The 16,810-nt window shown below is 57.7% G+C and carries 12 protein-coding genes; 11 read left to right on the top strand and 1 reads right to left on the bottom strand.

Annotated elements, in window-relative coordinates:
- Positions 1–3 precede the first annotated feature (3 nt).
- The 10 genes from porU to NW211_RS12085 all read left to right on the top strand — a co-directional run bounded on the left by porU (position 4) and on the right by NW211_RS12085 (position 13,826).
- Positions 4–3,396, top strand: coding sequence for a type IX secretion system sortase PorU (gene porU, locus NW211_RS12130; RefSeq protein WP_258327993.1), 3,393 nt, complete (start codon positions 4–6; stop codon positions 3,394–3,396).
- Positions 3,397–3,448: 52 nt separating this feature from the next.
- A complete protein-coding gene (porV, locus tag NW211_RS12125; RefSeq protein WP_087409568.1) occupies positions 3,449–4,657 on the top strand; it encodes a type IX secretion system outer membrane channel protein PorV in 1,209 nt (402 codons plus the stop codon).
- Positions 4,654–5,130: a 2-C-methyl-D-erythritol 2,4-cyclodiphosphate synthase gene (gene ispF / locus NW211_RS12120; RefSeq protein ID WP_087409569.1), complete on the top strand. Its 477-nt coding sequence runs from the start codon at positions 4,654–4,656 to the stop codon at positions 5,128–5,130. Before porV ends, ispF begins: the two co-directional genes overlap by 4 nt.
- A 538-nt stretch (positions 5,131–5,668) precedes the next feature.
- Positions 5,669–6,778, top strand: coding sequence for a tRNA 2-thiouridine(34) synthase MnmA (mnmA, locus tag NW211_RS12115; protein ID WP_258327992.1), 1,110 nt, complete (start codon positions 5,669–5,671; stop codon positions 6,776–6,778).
- Positions 6,775–8,373, top strand: coding sequence for a S8 family serine peptidase (locus tag NW211_RS12110; RefSeq protein WP_258327991.1), 1,599 nt, complete (start codon positions 6,775–6,777; stop codon positions 8,371–8,373). Before mnmA ends, NW211_RS12110 begins: the two co-directional genes overlap by 4 nt.
- A complete protein-coding gene (gene xseA, locus NW211_RS12105; RefSeq protein WP_258327990.1) occupies positions 8,370–9,635 on the top strand; it encodes an exodeoxyribonuclease VII large subunit in 1,266 nt (421 codons plus the stop codon). Before NW211_RS12110 ends, xseA begins: the two co-directional genes overlap by 4 nt.
- An 8-nt stretch (positions 9,636–9,643) precedes the next feature.
- Positions 9,644–9,847, top strand: a complete 204-nt coding sequence (gene xseB / locus NW211_RS12100; RefSeq protein ID WP_087409573.1) for an exodeoxyribonuclease VII small subunit — start codon at positions 9,644–9,646, stop codon at positions 9,845–9,847.
- Positions 9,848–9,954: 107 nt separating this feature from the next.
- Positions 9,955–11,472 carry a glutamate--tRNA ligase gene (gene gltX / locus NW211_RS12095; RefSeq protein WP_258327989.1) on the top strand — a complete coding sequence of 506 codons (1,518 nt, stop codon included), beginning with the start codon at positions 9,955–9,957 and terminating at the stop codon, positions 11,470–11,472.
- Complete coding sequence (locus NW211_RS12090) at positions 11,472–12,551, top strand: hypothetical protein (RefSeq protein WP_087409574.1); 1,080 nt, start codon at positions 11,472–11,474, stop codon at positions 12,549–12,551. The genes gltX and NW211_RS12090 overlap by 1 nt, the downstream gene beginning before the upstream one ends.
- 27 nt (positions 12,552–12,578) lie before the next feature.
- Positions 12,579–13,826, top strand: a complete 1,248-nt coding sequence (locus tag NW211_RS12085) for a 3-deoxy-D-manno-octulosonic acid transferase (protein WP_258327988.1) — start codon at positions 12,579–12,581, stop codon at positions 13,824–13,826.
- Between the two features lie 52 nt (positions 13,827–13,878).
- Here the strand turns inward: NW211_RS12085 and NW211_RS12080 are convergent, their stop codons facing one another.
- A complete protein-coding gene (locus tag NW211_RS12080) occupies positions 13,879–14,355 on the bottom strand; it encodes a low molecular weight protein-tyrosine-phosphatase (protein ID WP_375379592.1) in 477 nt (158 codons plus the stop codon).
- Positions 14,356–14,632: 277 nt separating this feature from the next.
- On the opposite strand from NW211_RS12080, the gene NW211_RS12075 reads away from it, so the two are divergent.
- Positions 14,633–16,759 (top strand): Ig-like domain-containing protein, encoded by a 2,127-nt coding sequence (locus NW211_RS12075; protein ID WP_258327986.1) that lies wholly within the window; start codon positions 14,633–14,635, stop codon positions 16,757–16,759.
- Positions 16,760–16,810: the final 51 nt, after the last annotated feature.

Raw genomic sequence — 16,810 nt, 5'->3', positions numbered from 1 at the left:
CCCATGCGTCCTTTTGCCCGAAACATCATCGTACCGATACTCACCGCACTCTGCCTGCTCATGGCCCCGGAGGCCTTCGGCCGGCCCGGCAGCGACTATGCGGCAACCTCGGTATTGGCCGAAGGGAGCTGGGTGAAAATATCGACCGACGAGGCCGGCATCTACCAGATTACCGACGAGCAGCTCGCAGCGTGGGGATTCTCCGACCCGTCGAAGGTCAAGCTCTTCGGCTACGGGGGTCTCGTCATCGACGAGCTCTTTGCCAACGACGACAACTACATCGACGACCTGCCGCAGATTCCCCTCTGGCGGCACAACGGCAAACTCTATTTCTACTCCACCGGGACTACCCGCTGGACGCTCGACAACGTCAACCTCGAGTTTGCCCACCGGCTGCACCCCTATTCGACCCACGCCTACTACTTCCTCACCGACCGGGAGGTACCGGCTGCCGAGATGCCCCTCCGCAACGGCATACCCACCGGCAACGAGAGCGCCGTCTCGACTTACGACGCCTACACGGTACACGAGCAGGAGCTCGTTTCGGTAGGGAAAACCGGGCAGAACTTCTTCGGCGAGAGCTTCACGCAGACCGCCGAGCAGGATTTCACCTTTCACCTGACGGGGGCCCAATCGGCCACCCTGAAGATACGGGTGAACTTCGGGGCCAAAATCAGCAGCGGCGAGGGCTATATACACATATCATACAACGGCACCGAACTGCCGGCAGGCACCGCCAACCGCATCTCGAAATACTACGACTCACACGAATTTCTGCGGCAGGCCACTCCGCTGCACACCGTAGGCCAGGCTACCGAAGAGTCGACCATCGGGCTGCGGTACGAACACAGCGGTCCATCGGAGTATGCCTACCTCGACTACATTCGCCTCAACTACCGGAGGGCTCTGCAACTCTACGACGGACAAGTTGCCTTCCGCTTCATCAACCGCCGGGACAACGATTGCTATCAGATAGGCAACACCACCGACTCGACGCAGGTGTGGGACATCACCACGCCTCATGCACCGCAACAAGTCGCGACCGCCTTTGACGGGCAAACTACCCGCTTCGTCCCGGGCGACATCCAACTGCGCGAGTTCATCGCCTTCGACCCCGGCTACACGTTCCCTTCACCGACCTTCGTCAAGCAGGTCGAGAACCAGAATCTGCACGCATCGCCCATACCCGACCTCACCATCATCACCCCCACCGTCTTGCGAAGCGAAGCCGAGCGAGTAGCCCGCCTGCATCAAGCCGAAGGACTGACGACTCTGGTCGTGGACCAGGAGCAGATTTTCAACGAATTTTCGTCGGGAACCCCCGACGCCACAGCCTATCGCCGATTGATGAAGATGTTTTACGACCGGGCTGCCAACGAGAGCGAACGCCCCCGTTACCTGCTGCTCTTCGGCGACGGCTCCTACAACAACCGCCAGGCCATGGCCTCGCTGCATACCCCGCAATGCAACAGCCTGCTCACCTACCAGTCGAAGACCAGCATCGACGAGCGGGAATCGTTCGTGGTAGAAGACTATTTCGGATTTCTCGAGGACGGTTCGGGCACGGAAATCAAGACCGACCGCGTGTGTCTGGGCATAGGCCGCTACCCCGTAACCTCGCTCCAGACCGCCAGACTGGCCGTAGACAAACTCTACCAGTATGCACAGAACACCGACCTCGGCCCGTGGAAGAATACCTTCTGCATAGCAGCCGACGACGGTGACGAAGCCGTACATACCAAACAGGCCGACCAGGGATGCGACACCCTGCTACTCGAAAACACCGATACCCCCCGGCTGGAGTTCCGCGTCAACAAGGTGTATGTCGACTCTTACTACCTGGACCCCGTTTCGAAAAAATGCCCCGATGCCAACCGGGAGTTGATGAAGAATCTCGACGAAGGGGTACTCGTGTTCAACTACATCGGCCATAACGATGCCGAAGTAGGGTTCACGGGCGAAGGCCTCTTCTCGCGATACGAGATGGACAACCTCACCAACAGCCGCTGGCCCCTCTTCATCACCATCACCTGCAGCTATACCCGGTTCGACGAAGAGGACCTGACAGCGGGAGAAAACGTGCTGCTCAACCCCACGGCCGGAGCCATCGCCCTCATCACCACCACCCGCGTGGTCTATACCGACGGCAACGACAAGATAAACCGGCGACTGATGAACCGGCTGCTGTCGCGCGACGAGAACGGCAACTCCCTGCGCATAGGCGACGTTTTGAAACTGGCCAAACGCGACTTCAATACCGAAATCGATAAAAACAAACTCAATTTCGTGCTTCTGGGCGACCCGGCCTTGCGACTATTCTACCCGCAGAACAAGCTGAAAATCACCCGAGCCGGCAGCACGGGCGAACGGTTGGCCGTCTACATGAAACCCGGCAAAAGCTACACGGTCGAAGGCGAGGTATACGACTACGGAGGCCAACTCCTCGACGACTTCAACGGCGAGGTATACTACTCGCTCTACGACGAGAAGAAAAGCTTCACCACCCTGGCGCATCAGGATAAAAAGACCTATACCTACAACTATCGGCCCGACCTCCTTTCCACGGGAAAAGGCTCGGTAGAGAACGGCCGGTTCCACGTCGATGTCACCCTGCCGGTCGAGAACTCCCATTCGGGCAAATCGGCCCTGCTCATCCTCTATGCCTGCGACCCCACGTCGGGACAAGAGGCCAACGGATATACCGAGGAGCTGTTTGTCGACAGCATTGCCGGCAATTCAACCCTCGACAGTCAAGGCCCTGCCATCCAGTATGCCGGAGTCAATACCCGCTCCTATGCCGATGGCGCCTCGGTAGCCAACCCGGCCACCTTCTATTGCCAGATGTCCGACCCCTCGGGTATCTACACCGGCAACACGCTGGGCCGGCAAATGATGCTGTTGCTCAACGGTTCGACCCTCGACGACAACCCTGTGCGTTACTTCCGCCCCTCGACCGACGGCTCGACCGGCGAACTCGCATTCCCCTTGCCCACCCTGCAGAGCGGTAACTACACGATTACCCTCCGGGTATTCGACAACGCAGGCAACTCGTCGGAGGTCAACACCACCTTCGAGATTACCCCCGAAACCTCTTCCTATATCCTCTCGCTCGACGAGAACCCGGTCACCGAACTGGCTACCCTGTCGTGCCTCGACACAGAGGGCCGTGAAATCGGAGAGGTGAAACAGGCTCGCATCGCCATCGTCAACAGCCTGGGCGAAGAGGTGTGGTATCGCGAGACAACCGGCAGCAACCCCTTCCCGATTACCTGGAACCTGCTCGACCTCAACGGTCAACGGGTACCGGCCGGCCGATACGAATGCCGGGCCTACCTCGAAACCGAATCCGGAACCCTCGCCACGCCGTCCAAAAAAATCGTGGTCATCACGCAATAATCGGGGGGAATCTCTGTTTATTATATACATGTAATTTGTAATACCCTGTACAATGAAAAGAGGCTTTTTGCATATCATACTCCTTACGCTCGTGTCGCTCGTCTTCCCTACGGGTGCCCTTGCCGCCGGCGGTAATACGACCAAAAACGAATTCAACCCCATCAACACCGGTGTCACCTCGTTGAGCATCACGCCCGACTCGCGCGGTGCCTCGTTGGGCGACCTGGGTGCGGCTACCGACCCCGATGTCAACTCGCAATTCTGGAACCCCTCGAAATATGCCTTTGCCTACAGCCAGGCCGGTGTGTCGCTCTCGTACACCCCGTGGTTGCGCAAGTTGGTCAACGACATCTACCTGGCCTATCTGGCCGGCTACTGGAAGCTGGGCAGTAACGACATGCAGGCTATCAGCGCCTCGCTGCGCTACTTCTCGCTGGGCGAAATCACACTCACCGACAACCAGGGTAATGCCCAGAACAGCATCACCCCCTACGAAATGGCCTTCGATGTAGGTTACTCGCGCAAGCTCTCCGAGAAGTTCTCGATGGGTGTCGTATTCCGCTACATCTACTCCGATCTGGGTTTCCACTACGACGAGTCGAGCGTATCCGACGCCTCGGGTGCTTCGGCCTTTGCCGCCGACATATCGGGTTACTACACCACCTACCCCATCATCGGCCGCAACGAGTGCCAGTGGTCACTGGGTTTCAACATCTCGAACATCGGTACCAAAGTATCGTATGACGGGGGTAACGAAAGTGCCTTCCTGCCCACCAACCTGAAGATAGGAACCTCGTTCCTCTTCCCGCTGGCCGACTACAACACGCTCTCGCTCAACCTCGACTTCAACAAACTGCTGGTACCCTCGACACCTCAGGTAGCCAACTACGAGACCGATGCCGAGTATGAAGAGGCCAAAGAGAAGTGGCAAAACACCTCGCCCATCTCGGGTATCTTCCAGTCGTTCAGCGATGCCCCCGGCGGATTCAAGGAGGAGTTGCGCGAAATCAACTTTTCGATTGGTGCCGAATACTCCTACAACCAGCAGTTCTTCCTGCGGGCCGGATACTTCAACGAAAACAAATACAAGGGTAACCGCAAATACTTCTCCTTCGGTGCCGGCTTCTCGCTCAACGTGCTGAAAATCGATGCCGCCTACATGGTGGCTACCGCACAGACGAGCCCGCTGGACCAGACGCTTCGTTTCACCCTCTCGTTCGACATGGACGGACTTAAAGAACTGGTAGGACATCGCCGATGAAGACACGTGTAGGTTTTGGTTTCGATGTGCACCGGCTGGTCGAAGGCCGGGAGCTTTGGTTGGGCGGTATCCGCATAGACCACTCGTTGGGATTGCTGGGCCACTCCGATGCCGACGTGCTCATCCACGCGCTGTGCGATGCCCTGCTGGGGGCCGCCAACATGCGCGACATTGGTTATCACTTCCCCGATACGGCTGGCGAATATGCCGGTATCGACAGCAAGATTCTCTTGAAAAAAACCGTGGAACTCATCCACGGCAAAGGCTATTCCATCGGCAATGCCGACATCACCGTCTGTGCCGAACGCCCCAAACTCAACCCTCACATCCCGGCCATGCAACAGACACTGGCCGCCTGCATGGGCGTCGACCCCGACGACATCTCGATCAAGGCCACTACCACCGAACGCCTGGGCTTCACGGGCCGTGAAGAGGGAATCTCGGCCTATGCCGTCGTACTCCTCGAAAAATAAACGAAGAGAAAGCTATCACCCAACAGCTCTCTCTTCGACATTCTGCGTAAAGCCTAACCAAACAATTTTACCGGCATACGAGCTATGACCCAATAAGTAGTTCATATACCGTATTCGTTTATGGCCTTTTGCAGAAAAAAGTAAACCGAAAATTCCCCTTCTTTGTTATAGCCCCATCTCGTCGCGGCTCATGAAATACAGAGCCTGATAAAAAATAAAAAGCGTGAGCCCGATGGTTTATCCTATTCGAGGTCCAGCAAAAACCGTAGGTGGATAAAACAACCGGCCCACGCTTGCTTTATGTAACAAGCGCAGGCATTTAGTTGTCAATTACCCCACCTAAGAGAATTTTGCTGATTCCGAATAGAGGTAATTTTCTAAACGCTTATATTTTCAATATTTTCGTCAAAGATATTCTTTTTCTGTTAAATAGTCCAAGAGCTCCCCACACTTTAACATTTCAGGTTTATATGTTTTTTAGAATATAATTGCTCCCCGCCTCATAAAAGTTAATTATTTTTGTACCCTTATGAAACGTATGGAACCGAACAAACGAGTATTGATAGGCATGAGCGGAGGCATAGACAGCTCTGCGGCCTGCATGATTTTACAGGAACAGGGCTACGAGGTCGTAGGGCTCACGATGCGCATGTGGGACCTGCCCCGCCACTTTCCCCGCGAAGGACAGACCATCCCGCAGTTTGCCCTCGAGGCCCGGGAGCTGGCCGAGAAAATCGGCATCGAGCACCACATCCTCGATGTGCGCAACGAGTTCAAGAGCTCCATCATCAAAGGCTTTATCGACGAATACCTCAAGGGCAACACCCCCAACCCGTGCGTCATGTGCAACCGCCTGTTCAAGTGGCACTACCTGTTGCAGGAGGCCGACCGGCTGGGCTGCTCGTGGGTGGCGACCGGCCACTACGCCCGCATACTCGACCGCGACGGCTACCGGGTGCTGGCCCGGGGCGTAGACCCGAAGAAAGACCAGTCGTACTTCTTGTGGCGGCTGGGGCAGGAGGAGCTCTCGCGCACCATCTTCCCGCTGGGTGGAGTCACCAAAGAGGAGATCAAGCGCTATGTCGAGGGCAAAGGATTCCACGAAAAAGTCGAGAAAAAGGAGAGCATGGAGGTCTGCTTCATCCCGGGCGACTACCGCGACTTCCTGCGGGAGCAGTTGCCCGATCTGGCCCAACAGGTGGGAGGCGGATACTTTGTCGACTCGATCGGCCGCAAGCTGGGACAGCACAAGGGCTTCCCCTTCTATACCATCGGGCAGCGCAAAGGGCTCGAGATTGCTCTGGGCAAACCCATGTTCGTCACCCGCATCAACCCGATCAAGAATACCATCCGGCTGGGCGACCGCGACGAGCTGCTCACCCGCCGCATGGTCATCACCGATGTACTCGAGGCAACACCCGGCATACTCGAATCGGCCGGCCCCGTCGACGTGCAGATACGCTACCGCAGCAGTGCCATACCGGCCACCCTGCAAAAGGGCGACACTCCGGGCGAATGGCTCGTCTGCTTCGAGAGCGACGCCTCGGCCGTCACGCCGGGACAGTCGGCCGTCATTTACAGCGACAACACCGTCATCGGCGGCGGCATCATTGCCGACCAACGATTGTTGAAAAAATATAAGGAATGAAACTACGTCTACTCACCCTGCTCGTCGTGCTGGCCACGCTCCTCGGCAGCGAGGCTCAGGAGTGGCATTACCGTCTGTGGTTCAGCAACAAGGGAGAGTCGGGCTACTCTCTCGACAGACCCGATGAGTTTCTGTCGGCCCGGACTGTAGCCCAACGCGAGAGGTGGGGCATCGCCATCGACTCGACCGATCTGCCCATACCGGCCACCCGGCTGCAACAGCTGTCGCAACTGGGCGGTCGCATCCTGGCCGTGTCGAAATGGCTCAACACCGCCACCATAGCCCTGACCGATACCGCCCTGTTCGGCAACATCGAGCGGCTGCCGTTCGTCGCCCGGTACGACTACCTGGGTTCGCCCGTGCAGAGCAGCAATACCGTGAGGCCCCGACAAAAGCAGGTAGAAGAGACGGACGACACCACCTACGGCGATGCCGCCTGGCAAATCGCCCTGCACAACGGCGACCGGCTGCACCGGGACGGATTCCGGGGCGAGGGGATGACCATCGCCGTCATCGACGGCGGTTTCCTCAATGCCGACCGAAACCCGCGCTTCGACCCCGACCGCATCGTCGGCTACCACGACTTCATCGACGACGAAATGGACTTCCGCAACGGCAACGCCCACGGCTCGTCGGTACTCTCGACCCTGCTCACCAACGACAGCAACTACTTCGTCGGCACCGCTCCGCAAGCCTCGTACTGGCTGCTGCGGTCGGAAGACACCGACACCGAATACCCCACCGAAGAGGACTACTGGGCCACGGCACTCGAATATGCCGACAGCCTGGGCGTCGATGTCGTCACCTCGTCGCTGGGCTACACCGGTTTCGACGACCCGCGCTTCAGCCACACTTGGGAGCAACTTGACGGCCGCACCGCCTACATCTCACAGGCTGCCGCCCGGGGGGTACGGAAAGGACTGCTCATCGTCGTGAGTGCCGGAAACGAAGGGGGTGGCGACTGGAAGAGACTGACCGTGCCCGGCGATGTCGACGGGCTCCTCACCGTGGGGGCCGTCACCCGGGAGCGGCAACGCGCCTACTTCTCGAGTGTGGGCCCCACCGCCGACGGACGCATCAAGCCCGACGTCGCGGCATTGGGTGCCGGAGCCGCTACCATCGACCCCGACGGGAACCTGCTGCAGAAAGACGGCACCTCGTTCTCGACCCCCATCATCGCAGGGCTCACCGCCTGCCTGCGGCAAGCGTTGCCCCACCTCTCGGCCCGGGAGATTATCGATCTCATCCGGCAAAACAGTTCGCAATACCTCACCCCCGACAGCCTGCTGGGATACGGTATCCCCGACTTCTATGCCGCCTACCGCCAAGGCTCGGGCTCCGAGACCATCCGCACCGGCCAGACTCCGCTGCAACTCACCTACCGGGAAGGCAGCCCCGTCGTCACCATTGGCCCGCTGCCGCCCGACGAGAGCGAAATCGCCCTCGGCATCTACGATCTGGAGGGGGCGTTGCTGCAGGAATACCGCCTGCCCGAAGGGGCCGAACTGGACCTGCACGATTTGAAGAAGGGAATATACCTGCTGTCGGCCCGCGGTCGGCAACACAGTTGGACTCAAAAAATACAGCGGTTATGACCGAAGCACGAAAAGAGTTATCGCTGTTCGAGCTGAATGCCCATGTGCGCGACGCCCTGCAAGAGGCGTTGCCCGAACGCTACTGGGTGCGGGCCGAGGTGAGCGAAGCCCGCGTACACCCCTCGGGCCACTGTTACCTCGAGCTTATCGAGAAAGAGGAGGCCACGGGACGAACCATCGCCAAGGCCCGGGCCACGATATGGGCCTCGACCTTCCGCCTGCTGCGCCCCTGGTTCGAGCAATCGACCGGGCAAATCTTCACGGCGGGCATCAAGATACTCATCTCGGTGAGCCCCATCTTTCACGAGCTCTACGGCTACAGCCTCACCATCCACGACATAGACCCGGCCTACACGCTGGGCGATGCAGCCCGCCGGCGGGCCGCCATCCTGCAGCAACTGCGCGACGAGGGGGTGGCCGACATGAACAAGGAGCTCGTCTGGCCGGCACTGCCGCAGCGCTTTGCCATCATCTCCTCGCCATCGGCCGCCGGGTATGGCGACTTTATGAACCAGATTCAGAACAACCCCTACGGGTATAAAGTATACACGGCGCTCTTCCCCGCTTCGATGCAGGGCGAGCAGACCGAGAGCTCCATCATCGAAGCCCTCGACCGCATTGCCTGCCACGAAGAGCTCTTCGACGGGGTGGTCATCATCCGGGGCGGCGGTGCCACCTCCGACCTCAACAGCTTCGACAGCTACCCGCTGGCCGCCAACATCGCCCAGTTCCCCCTGCCCGTCATCACCGGCATCGGCCACGAGCGCGACGATACCGTCATCGACCTGGTAGCCAATACACGGGTCAAGACCCCAACCGCCGCGGCCGAGTGGATTATAGCCCGCCTGCACGAAGCCGACCTGCACGTGGCCGGCCTCTCCCTGGCCGTGAGCGACGAAGTGCACAACCGCATCCTGCGCGAGAAGCAGACCCTGCAACGCACCACCTCGTCGCTGCCCCTGCTCATCGAGCGACGCATCGCGGGCGAACGGCACAAGACGGCAATGTGGCTCGAGCAGATACGCCACGCCCTGCGCTCCCGCCTCGACGCCGAGCGCAACCGCCTCGACACGATGGAGACCACCGTCACGCTGGTATCGCCCCAATCGCTGCTGCAACGGGGCTACAGCCTCACCCTGCACCACGGCCGGGTAGTCAAGAGCATTGCCGACGTCGCCCCGGGCGCAACCCTCGAAACCTTGCTGGCCGACGGCTCCGTCACCAGCCGGGTCGAAAACATCCAACCTTCGAAAACAAAATAGATACCGATATGGCCCAGAATACCGAACTCTCCTATGCCCAGGCGATAGCCGAGCTGGAGAAAATCGTCACCAAACTGCAAAACAACGAATACGAAATCGACGAGCTGCAAAAGTGCACCGCCCGGTCGCTCGAACTGCTCAAGTTCTGCAAGTCGAAACTCTTCGAGACCGACGAGGCCCTGCAGAAAATCCTGAACGAGCTGAACGAGTAGCCGACCCGTCGGCCGCCCGGCCCAGCGCCCCACATAGAATATATGCGGGGATATAGGCTAAATCAAAAAAAATGTTTAATTTTGTCGCGTTTTTCAACGATATGAATATGACCGAAAGAAAAGTACGGGTGCGTTTCGCACCAAGTCCCACGGGCCCCCTGCACATTGGCGGAGTCCGTACCGCTCTCTATAACTATCTGTTTGCCAAGCAACACCACGGCGACATGATTTTTCGCATCGAAGATACCGACTCCCAACGGTTCGTACCGGGAGCCGAGGCCTACATCATCGAAGCCCTCGAATGGCTGGGCATCCACTTCGACGAAGGGGTGAGCTACGGCGGCAACTACGGCCCTTATCGCCAATCGGAACGCAAAGAGATCTATCGCAAATACGTAGACCAGCTGCTCGAAGCCGGCAAAGCCTACATCGCTTTCGACACTCCGGCCGAGCTCGATGCCAAACGTCACGAAATACCCAACTTCCAATACGACGCCTCGACCCGCATGCAGATGCGCAACTCGCTCACGATGAGCAAAGAGGAGGTCGACCGGCTCATTGCCGACGGCACCCAGTACGTGGTGCGGTTCAAGATTGAACCGGGCGAAGACGTGGTAGTCGATGACCTCATCCGCGGCAAGGTGACCATCAACTCGTCGATTCTCGACGACAAGGTGCTCTACAAGTCGGCCGACAACCTGCCCACTTACCACCTGGCCAACATCGTCGACGACCACTTGATGCTCGTCTCGCACGTCATCCGCGGCGAAGAGTGGTTGCCCTCGGCCCCGCTGCATGTACTGCTCTACCGCGCCTTCGGCTGGGAAGATACCATGCCCCGCTTTGCCCACCTGCCGCTGTTGCTGAAACCCGACGGGAAGGGCAAACTGAGTAAACGCGACGGCGACCGCCTGGGATTCCCCGTATTCCCGCTCGAGTGGCACGATCCCAAGACGGGCGAAGTTTCGTCGGGCTACCGCGAGGCCGGATACCTGCCCGAAGCTGTCGTAAACTTCCTCGCCCTGCTGGGCTGGAACCCCGGCAACGACCAGGAAATCATGTCGATGGACGAGCTCATCCAACTCTTCTCGCTCGAGAAGTGCAGCAAGAGCGGCGCCAAATTCGACTACGAAAAAGGCAAATGGTTCAACCACAAATACATCCAGGAGAAGAGCAACGAAGAGCTCACGACCCTCTTCATGCCCATCCTCAAAGAGAAAGGCATCGAAGCCGACCCCGCTACCGTGGCCCGCATCATCGGACTGGTCAAGGGCCGTGTAAGTTTCGTCAAGGAGCTGTGGGACCAGGCCGCCTTCTTCTTTGTCGCTCCCACCAGCTACGAAGAGAAATCGGTGAAGAAACGCTGGAAAGAGGATACTCCCGCCATCATGCGCGAGCTCATCGAGATACTGCGCAACCTCGACGACCTCTCGTCGGCTCATGCCGAGAAAGTGGTCCTCGACTGGATCGAGCGCAACGGCTACCACCTGGGCAACGTGATGAACGCCTTCCGGTTGGCCGTAGTAGGTGAATGCAAAGGCCCCCACATGTTCGACATCACCGAAATCATGGGCAAAGAAGAGACTATCAAACGCATCGAGAGAGCCATCGAATACCTGGGTTGATGAATCGTCGCTGCACACATACGCTACTGCTCGTCGCCCTCGTGGCCGCCCTGCTCCCCGCCCGGGCGCAGGAGGTGGCGTGGAGTGTCGACATGACCGCCTTCTTCGACAACCGGGAGTACAGCTACTCCAAGGTCGAGTCGCAAACCTTCTTCGGCACGCGGCTCTCGCCCGAGATAGGCTTGCGTATGGGCAACAGCTCCATCATGGCCGGCGCCTCGTGGGTACAGCCCATCGACGGCTCTACCGACCATGCCCGCATACACCCCACGGCCTACTACCGGTACCAGTCGTCGAGGTTCCGCATGTCGATGGGTATGTTTCCCCGCACCCAACTGCTCGAGAACGTACCGGCCATTCTGCAATACGATTCACTCACCTACTTCCGCCCCAACATCGCGGGTGCCCTGTTCCAGTATGTGCACCCCAAGGGCTTTGCCGAGCTCTATGCCGACTGGCGGCAGGTACAGACCGAGGTGAAACGCGAGGCCTTCATGGTGGTCTTCAACGGACGGTGGCAACCCCTGCCCTACCTCTTCGCAGGCGGGCATCTGGTGATGAACCACCTGGCACGCCCCCGAAACTCGGACGACCGCTACACCGTGACCGACGACCTCATCGCCAGCCCCTACGTGGGTCTGGACCTCACCCCCTGCACCCCGCTCGACACGCTCACCCTCAAGGTGGGCTACCACGTCAGCCTCGAGCGGCTGCGCAACGTGGGCACCTGGCACCACCCGCAAGGCATCCTCATCGACCTGTTGGCCGAGTGGCGGTTCCTGGGGCTGCGCAACACCTTCTACAAGGGGGGCGCGCAAATGCCGTTCTATCCCCAGTTGGGCGCACAGCTCAACCAGGGCGACCCCTTCTACCAGTCACCGACCTACAACCGCACCGACGTATATGCCTATATCTTCCGCAAGAGCTACCTCAACTGCATGGCCTCGATCAACGTGCACTACACACCGGGGCACTGCGACCTGCAACAACAGCTCATCGTGCGGTTCTATCTCGACGACCAGGCCTGGAAAGACCGGGGGCAGACAAAGAAACGAGAATATCTGAAAAACATCTTGTAAACCCGACAAGAGAATTTTTGGTTGGCTATGAAATGTATCTATAATTTTGGAATATATTGCTACAAACAACTGGTCGCTCTGGCCGGCATGCGCAACGCCAAGGCCCGCAAACTGACGCAGGGGCAGAAGGGTATCTTCGACTACCTCTCCCGCAAGGCCGACCCGCAGGGCGGATACCTGTGGATACACGCCTCGTCGCTGGGCGAGTTTGAGCAAGGCCGCCCGCTCATCGAGGCCATCCGCAAGGCGCGCCCCGAGACCCGCATCCTGCTCACCTTCTTCTCCCCCTCGGGATACGAGGTGCGCAAGAACTACGAGGGGGCCGACCTGGTGTGCTACCTCCCCTTCGACCTGCCGGGCAACGTGAAGCGTTTTCTCGACCTCACCCGCCCCACCGAAGCCATATTCATCAAGTATGAATTTTGGGCAAACTACCTCAACGAACTCAAACGTCGGGAGATTCCCACCTACATCATCTCGGCCATCTTCCGCCCCAACCAGATATTCTTCCGTTTCTACGGAGGCTATTTCCGCCGTATCCTGCGCAACTTTACCCACCTCTATATCCAGAACGAACAGTCGCGCCAACTGCTCGCCGGCATCGGCATCACCAACGTATCGGTGGTGGGCGATACCCGCTTCGACCGCGTGAGCGACATACGGCGCTCGGCCAAGGAGCTGCCCCTCATCGAGCGCTTCGCCCAGGGCAAAAAGGTACTCATCGCCGGCAGTTCGTGGCCCAAGGACGAGGAGTTCCTCATCGACTACTTCAACCGTCGCGACGACATCAAGCTCATACTGGCTCCGCACGAGATTCACGAGTCGCACCTGCTCTTTATCGAGAGCCTGCTGAAACGCCCCGCCCTGCGCTACACGCGGGCAACCGAGGCCGAGGTGACCGCGTGCGACTGCCTCATTGTCGACTGCTTCGGGCTGCTCTCGTCGATCTACCGCTACGGCACGCTGGCCTACGTGGGCGGCGGGTTCGGTGCCGGCATCCACAACATTGCCGAGGCGGCCGTCTACGACCTGCCCGTCATCTTCGGGCCCAATCACCAGCGGTTCAAGGAGGCTCACGAACTGATAGCCTGCGGCGGCGGATTCGCCATCGCCTCGAGCGAGGAGTTCGACACCACGGCCGACCGTCTGCTCGACAACCCCGAAGCCCTGGCCACAGCCAGCCACAACGCCGGCCACTACATCTCGTCGCACACGGGGGCAACCCGGCGCATTCTCCAATCGCTCTTCGGTATCGAAAGCGAAACAAAAGACTAATTGTCAAAGGGAACCTCCTGCCCCTCCCGGCAGCACACCAAGAGCGCGAAAGCTACGCATCGACCAACGAATCGATAAGCCCCTCGCAGGCATCCTCGAGGATATTCAGCACATTTTCAAAGCCATCGGCCCCACCGTAATAGGGGTCGGGAATGCAATCGACCGGATAGTACCGGCAATAGTCGGTCACGCGTTGCACCTTGGCCGTCTGCTCGGGCGTGTCGGCCATCGAGCGGAGGGTGTCGATGTTGTAGTCGTCCATGCCCAGAATCAGGTCGAAGCGGTCGAAATCGTCGGGCTGCACCGGACGGCTGCGATGCTCCAGCAGATACCCGCGACGGGCGGCATGTGCCCGCATGCGAGGGTCGGGCAAATCGCCCGCATGACCACCGTAAGTCCCGGCCGAATCGACCTCGAAACAATCGGTCACCCCACGCTCGCGCGCCAGGTGCAGAAACACCCCCTCGGCCGCCGGCGACCGGCAGATATTCCCCAGGCATACAAACAAAATCTTGACCGGTTTCTTTATCTCGTCCTTTTTCATTGTGTCAGTTATTTGAGTCAATAGATGCTGCAAAATAAATAAAAAGCGGGCGAACCCGAAGGGCAATATGACATTTTCATTAAAAAAGGAAAGTTTCTTCCCGAAACGCTTTTACTTTCAAGAGCTATTTTATATTTTTGTTATTCCTTAACCAAGGCACTCAAAACGAAAGATATAGAATACGAGAACTCTAAAAATTATATCTATGAAGAAAAATTACTTTTTTCGCACAGCTATCTTATTAGTAACGCTGTTATGTGGAATGAATGCAGGTTGGGCCGACACCTATACCAAAATCTCCACCCTCGACGAACTGACCGACGGCAAATATGTGATTGCCTATGGAACGACTTGTGCAATGAACAACACGAATGCAGGTAAATATTTCAATCCGACCGATATAACGCCTGTTGACGGTTCTATTCTCAACCCCGACGCCTCGATTGTTTGGGAAATAAAAACGACCGAGACCGGCAGCACCATAAGTAACGGTGATATTTTTGTTTACTGCTCGGGCGAAAAAAATGTTCCTGCCAAAGCTTGGGCCGACGGAGACAATAAGTTTTACTGGACCTTCACAGAATCGGATGGCGAATTTATAGCAAAAAGCGTAGGGTCATCAACTGCATTGTATTTGAAGTACAACCCTTCAAGTCCTCGCTTTACGACTTACAAATCGGGACAACAAGACCTGACTCTCTACAAGCTGGAAGAATCGGGCAAATCGAATCCCAACCTGGCCTTTACCGGCATCACGGGCGATGTAACCAAACAACTCTCCGAAGGCAGCTACAGCAGTGTGGCCACTACGGCTTCCGACGCTACCATCACGTATAGCAGCAGCAACCAGGAAGTGGCCACGATTGCCCAGGACGGTCTCGTTACGCTGGTTGCCGGCGGTACGACTACCATCAAGGCCGAAGTAGCCGAAACAGCTACCTACGAAGCCTCTTTCGTAGAATATACCTTGACCGTTGTTGACCCGGCTATGATCAAGACCTTTGCCAAAGTGACCAGCGGTGCCGTAACCGATGGCAAATACATCATCGTATACCAAGACAGTGACGATGCTACCTCGGTAAAAGCCATGAACACCACCAACGAGAAGAGCTACTTCATGTATACCGACGTTGACCTTACCGACGGTAAAATCGTAACCGACGACCAATCGATTATCTGGGACATCACCACACAAGCCAACGGTAGCATGTCGATCAGCAATGGCGACAATATTTTCGTAGGTTACAGAGGTAGCGGCAACAACGCATACATCTACGAAGCATACACCGAAGAGAACTGCGATTGGACATTCACGTTTGCCGATGGCCTCTTCACTTGCGCAAACGGTTCCGTAACGAACCGTCTGCTCCAATACAATACCAATTCTCCCCGTTTTGCCTGCTACACCGGCAGCCAGAAAAACCTCACCCTCTACAAACTCGATGAAGGCAAACAGTCTGTAACTGTAGCTTTCAACGAAGTTAGCGGCGACAAAGAGGTATTCTTCACCGAGAGCTTTACCTACAACAGTGCCGCCACGGCTACTCCCGAGCGCCCCATCACCTACAGCAGCAGCAACCAGGAGGTGGCCACCATCAGCACCGAAGGTATCGTAACGGTAGTTGGCCCGGGTACCACGATTATCAAAGCTACCACCGAGGGCAATGACACCTACGAAGAGGGTGCCGCTCAATACACCTTGACGGTACGGGCTGCATCGGTTTCGCTGCCCTACTCGACAGACTTCAAATCGGGTCTGGGCGAATGGCTCACCTATGTTACCTACGGTACGACCGAATGGGGTTCGACCTCTTACGGTGCACAAGCCAACGGCTTTAACAAGGGCGACGGCGAGACTTACCTCGTTTCTCCGGCCGTAAGTGCTTCCAGCATCGTGCTCTCCTTCGGTAGCGAAGTGGCTTTCACGGGTCCTGCCGCCCAACTCTTCTACTCAAGCAATTTCGACCCCAGCACCATGACGCAACCCGCTGAGGCTACCTGGACCGAAATTACCGACATGGCCACTTGGGCTTCGTCGCAAGAGACTACCCCCTCGGGCGACATCGAGCTGAAGAACCTCACCGCTCCTATCCGCTTCGCTTTCAAATACACCTGCTCCGAGGCCGAAGGTGCTGCCCGCTGGACCATCACCGACCTCAGCATCAAAGAGGGTGTAGCTTCGGGTATCGAAACGGTAGAAGCCAACGGCATGAAGATTATCAACGGTAAGGGTCAGGTAACCATCGAAACGGCCGAGGCTGCCCGGATTGCCGTCTATGCCCTCACCGGCGCACAAGTTCGTCAAATCGAACTCGTCGAAGGTACCAACGTCGTAGAACTGCCTGCCGGCATCTACGTAATCGGTCACCAGAAAGTAGTGGTATTCTAATCGAATACAGCAATCGATCATCATACACAGGAGACGGGCTCGCGCCCGTCT

Source organism: Barnesiella sp. ET7, from assembly GCF_024733785.1.
Classification (GTDB): domain Bacteria; phylum Bacteroidota; class Bacteroidia; order Bacteroidales; family Barnesiellaceae; genus Barnesiella; species Barnesiella merdigallinarum.
The sequence above is the reverse complement of the archived record's forward strand: the minus strand, read 5'-3'. Positions and strand labels throughout refer to the sequence as shown.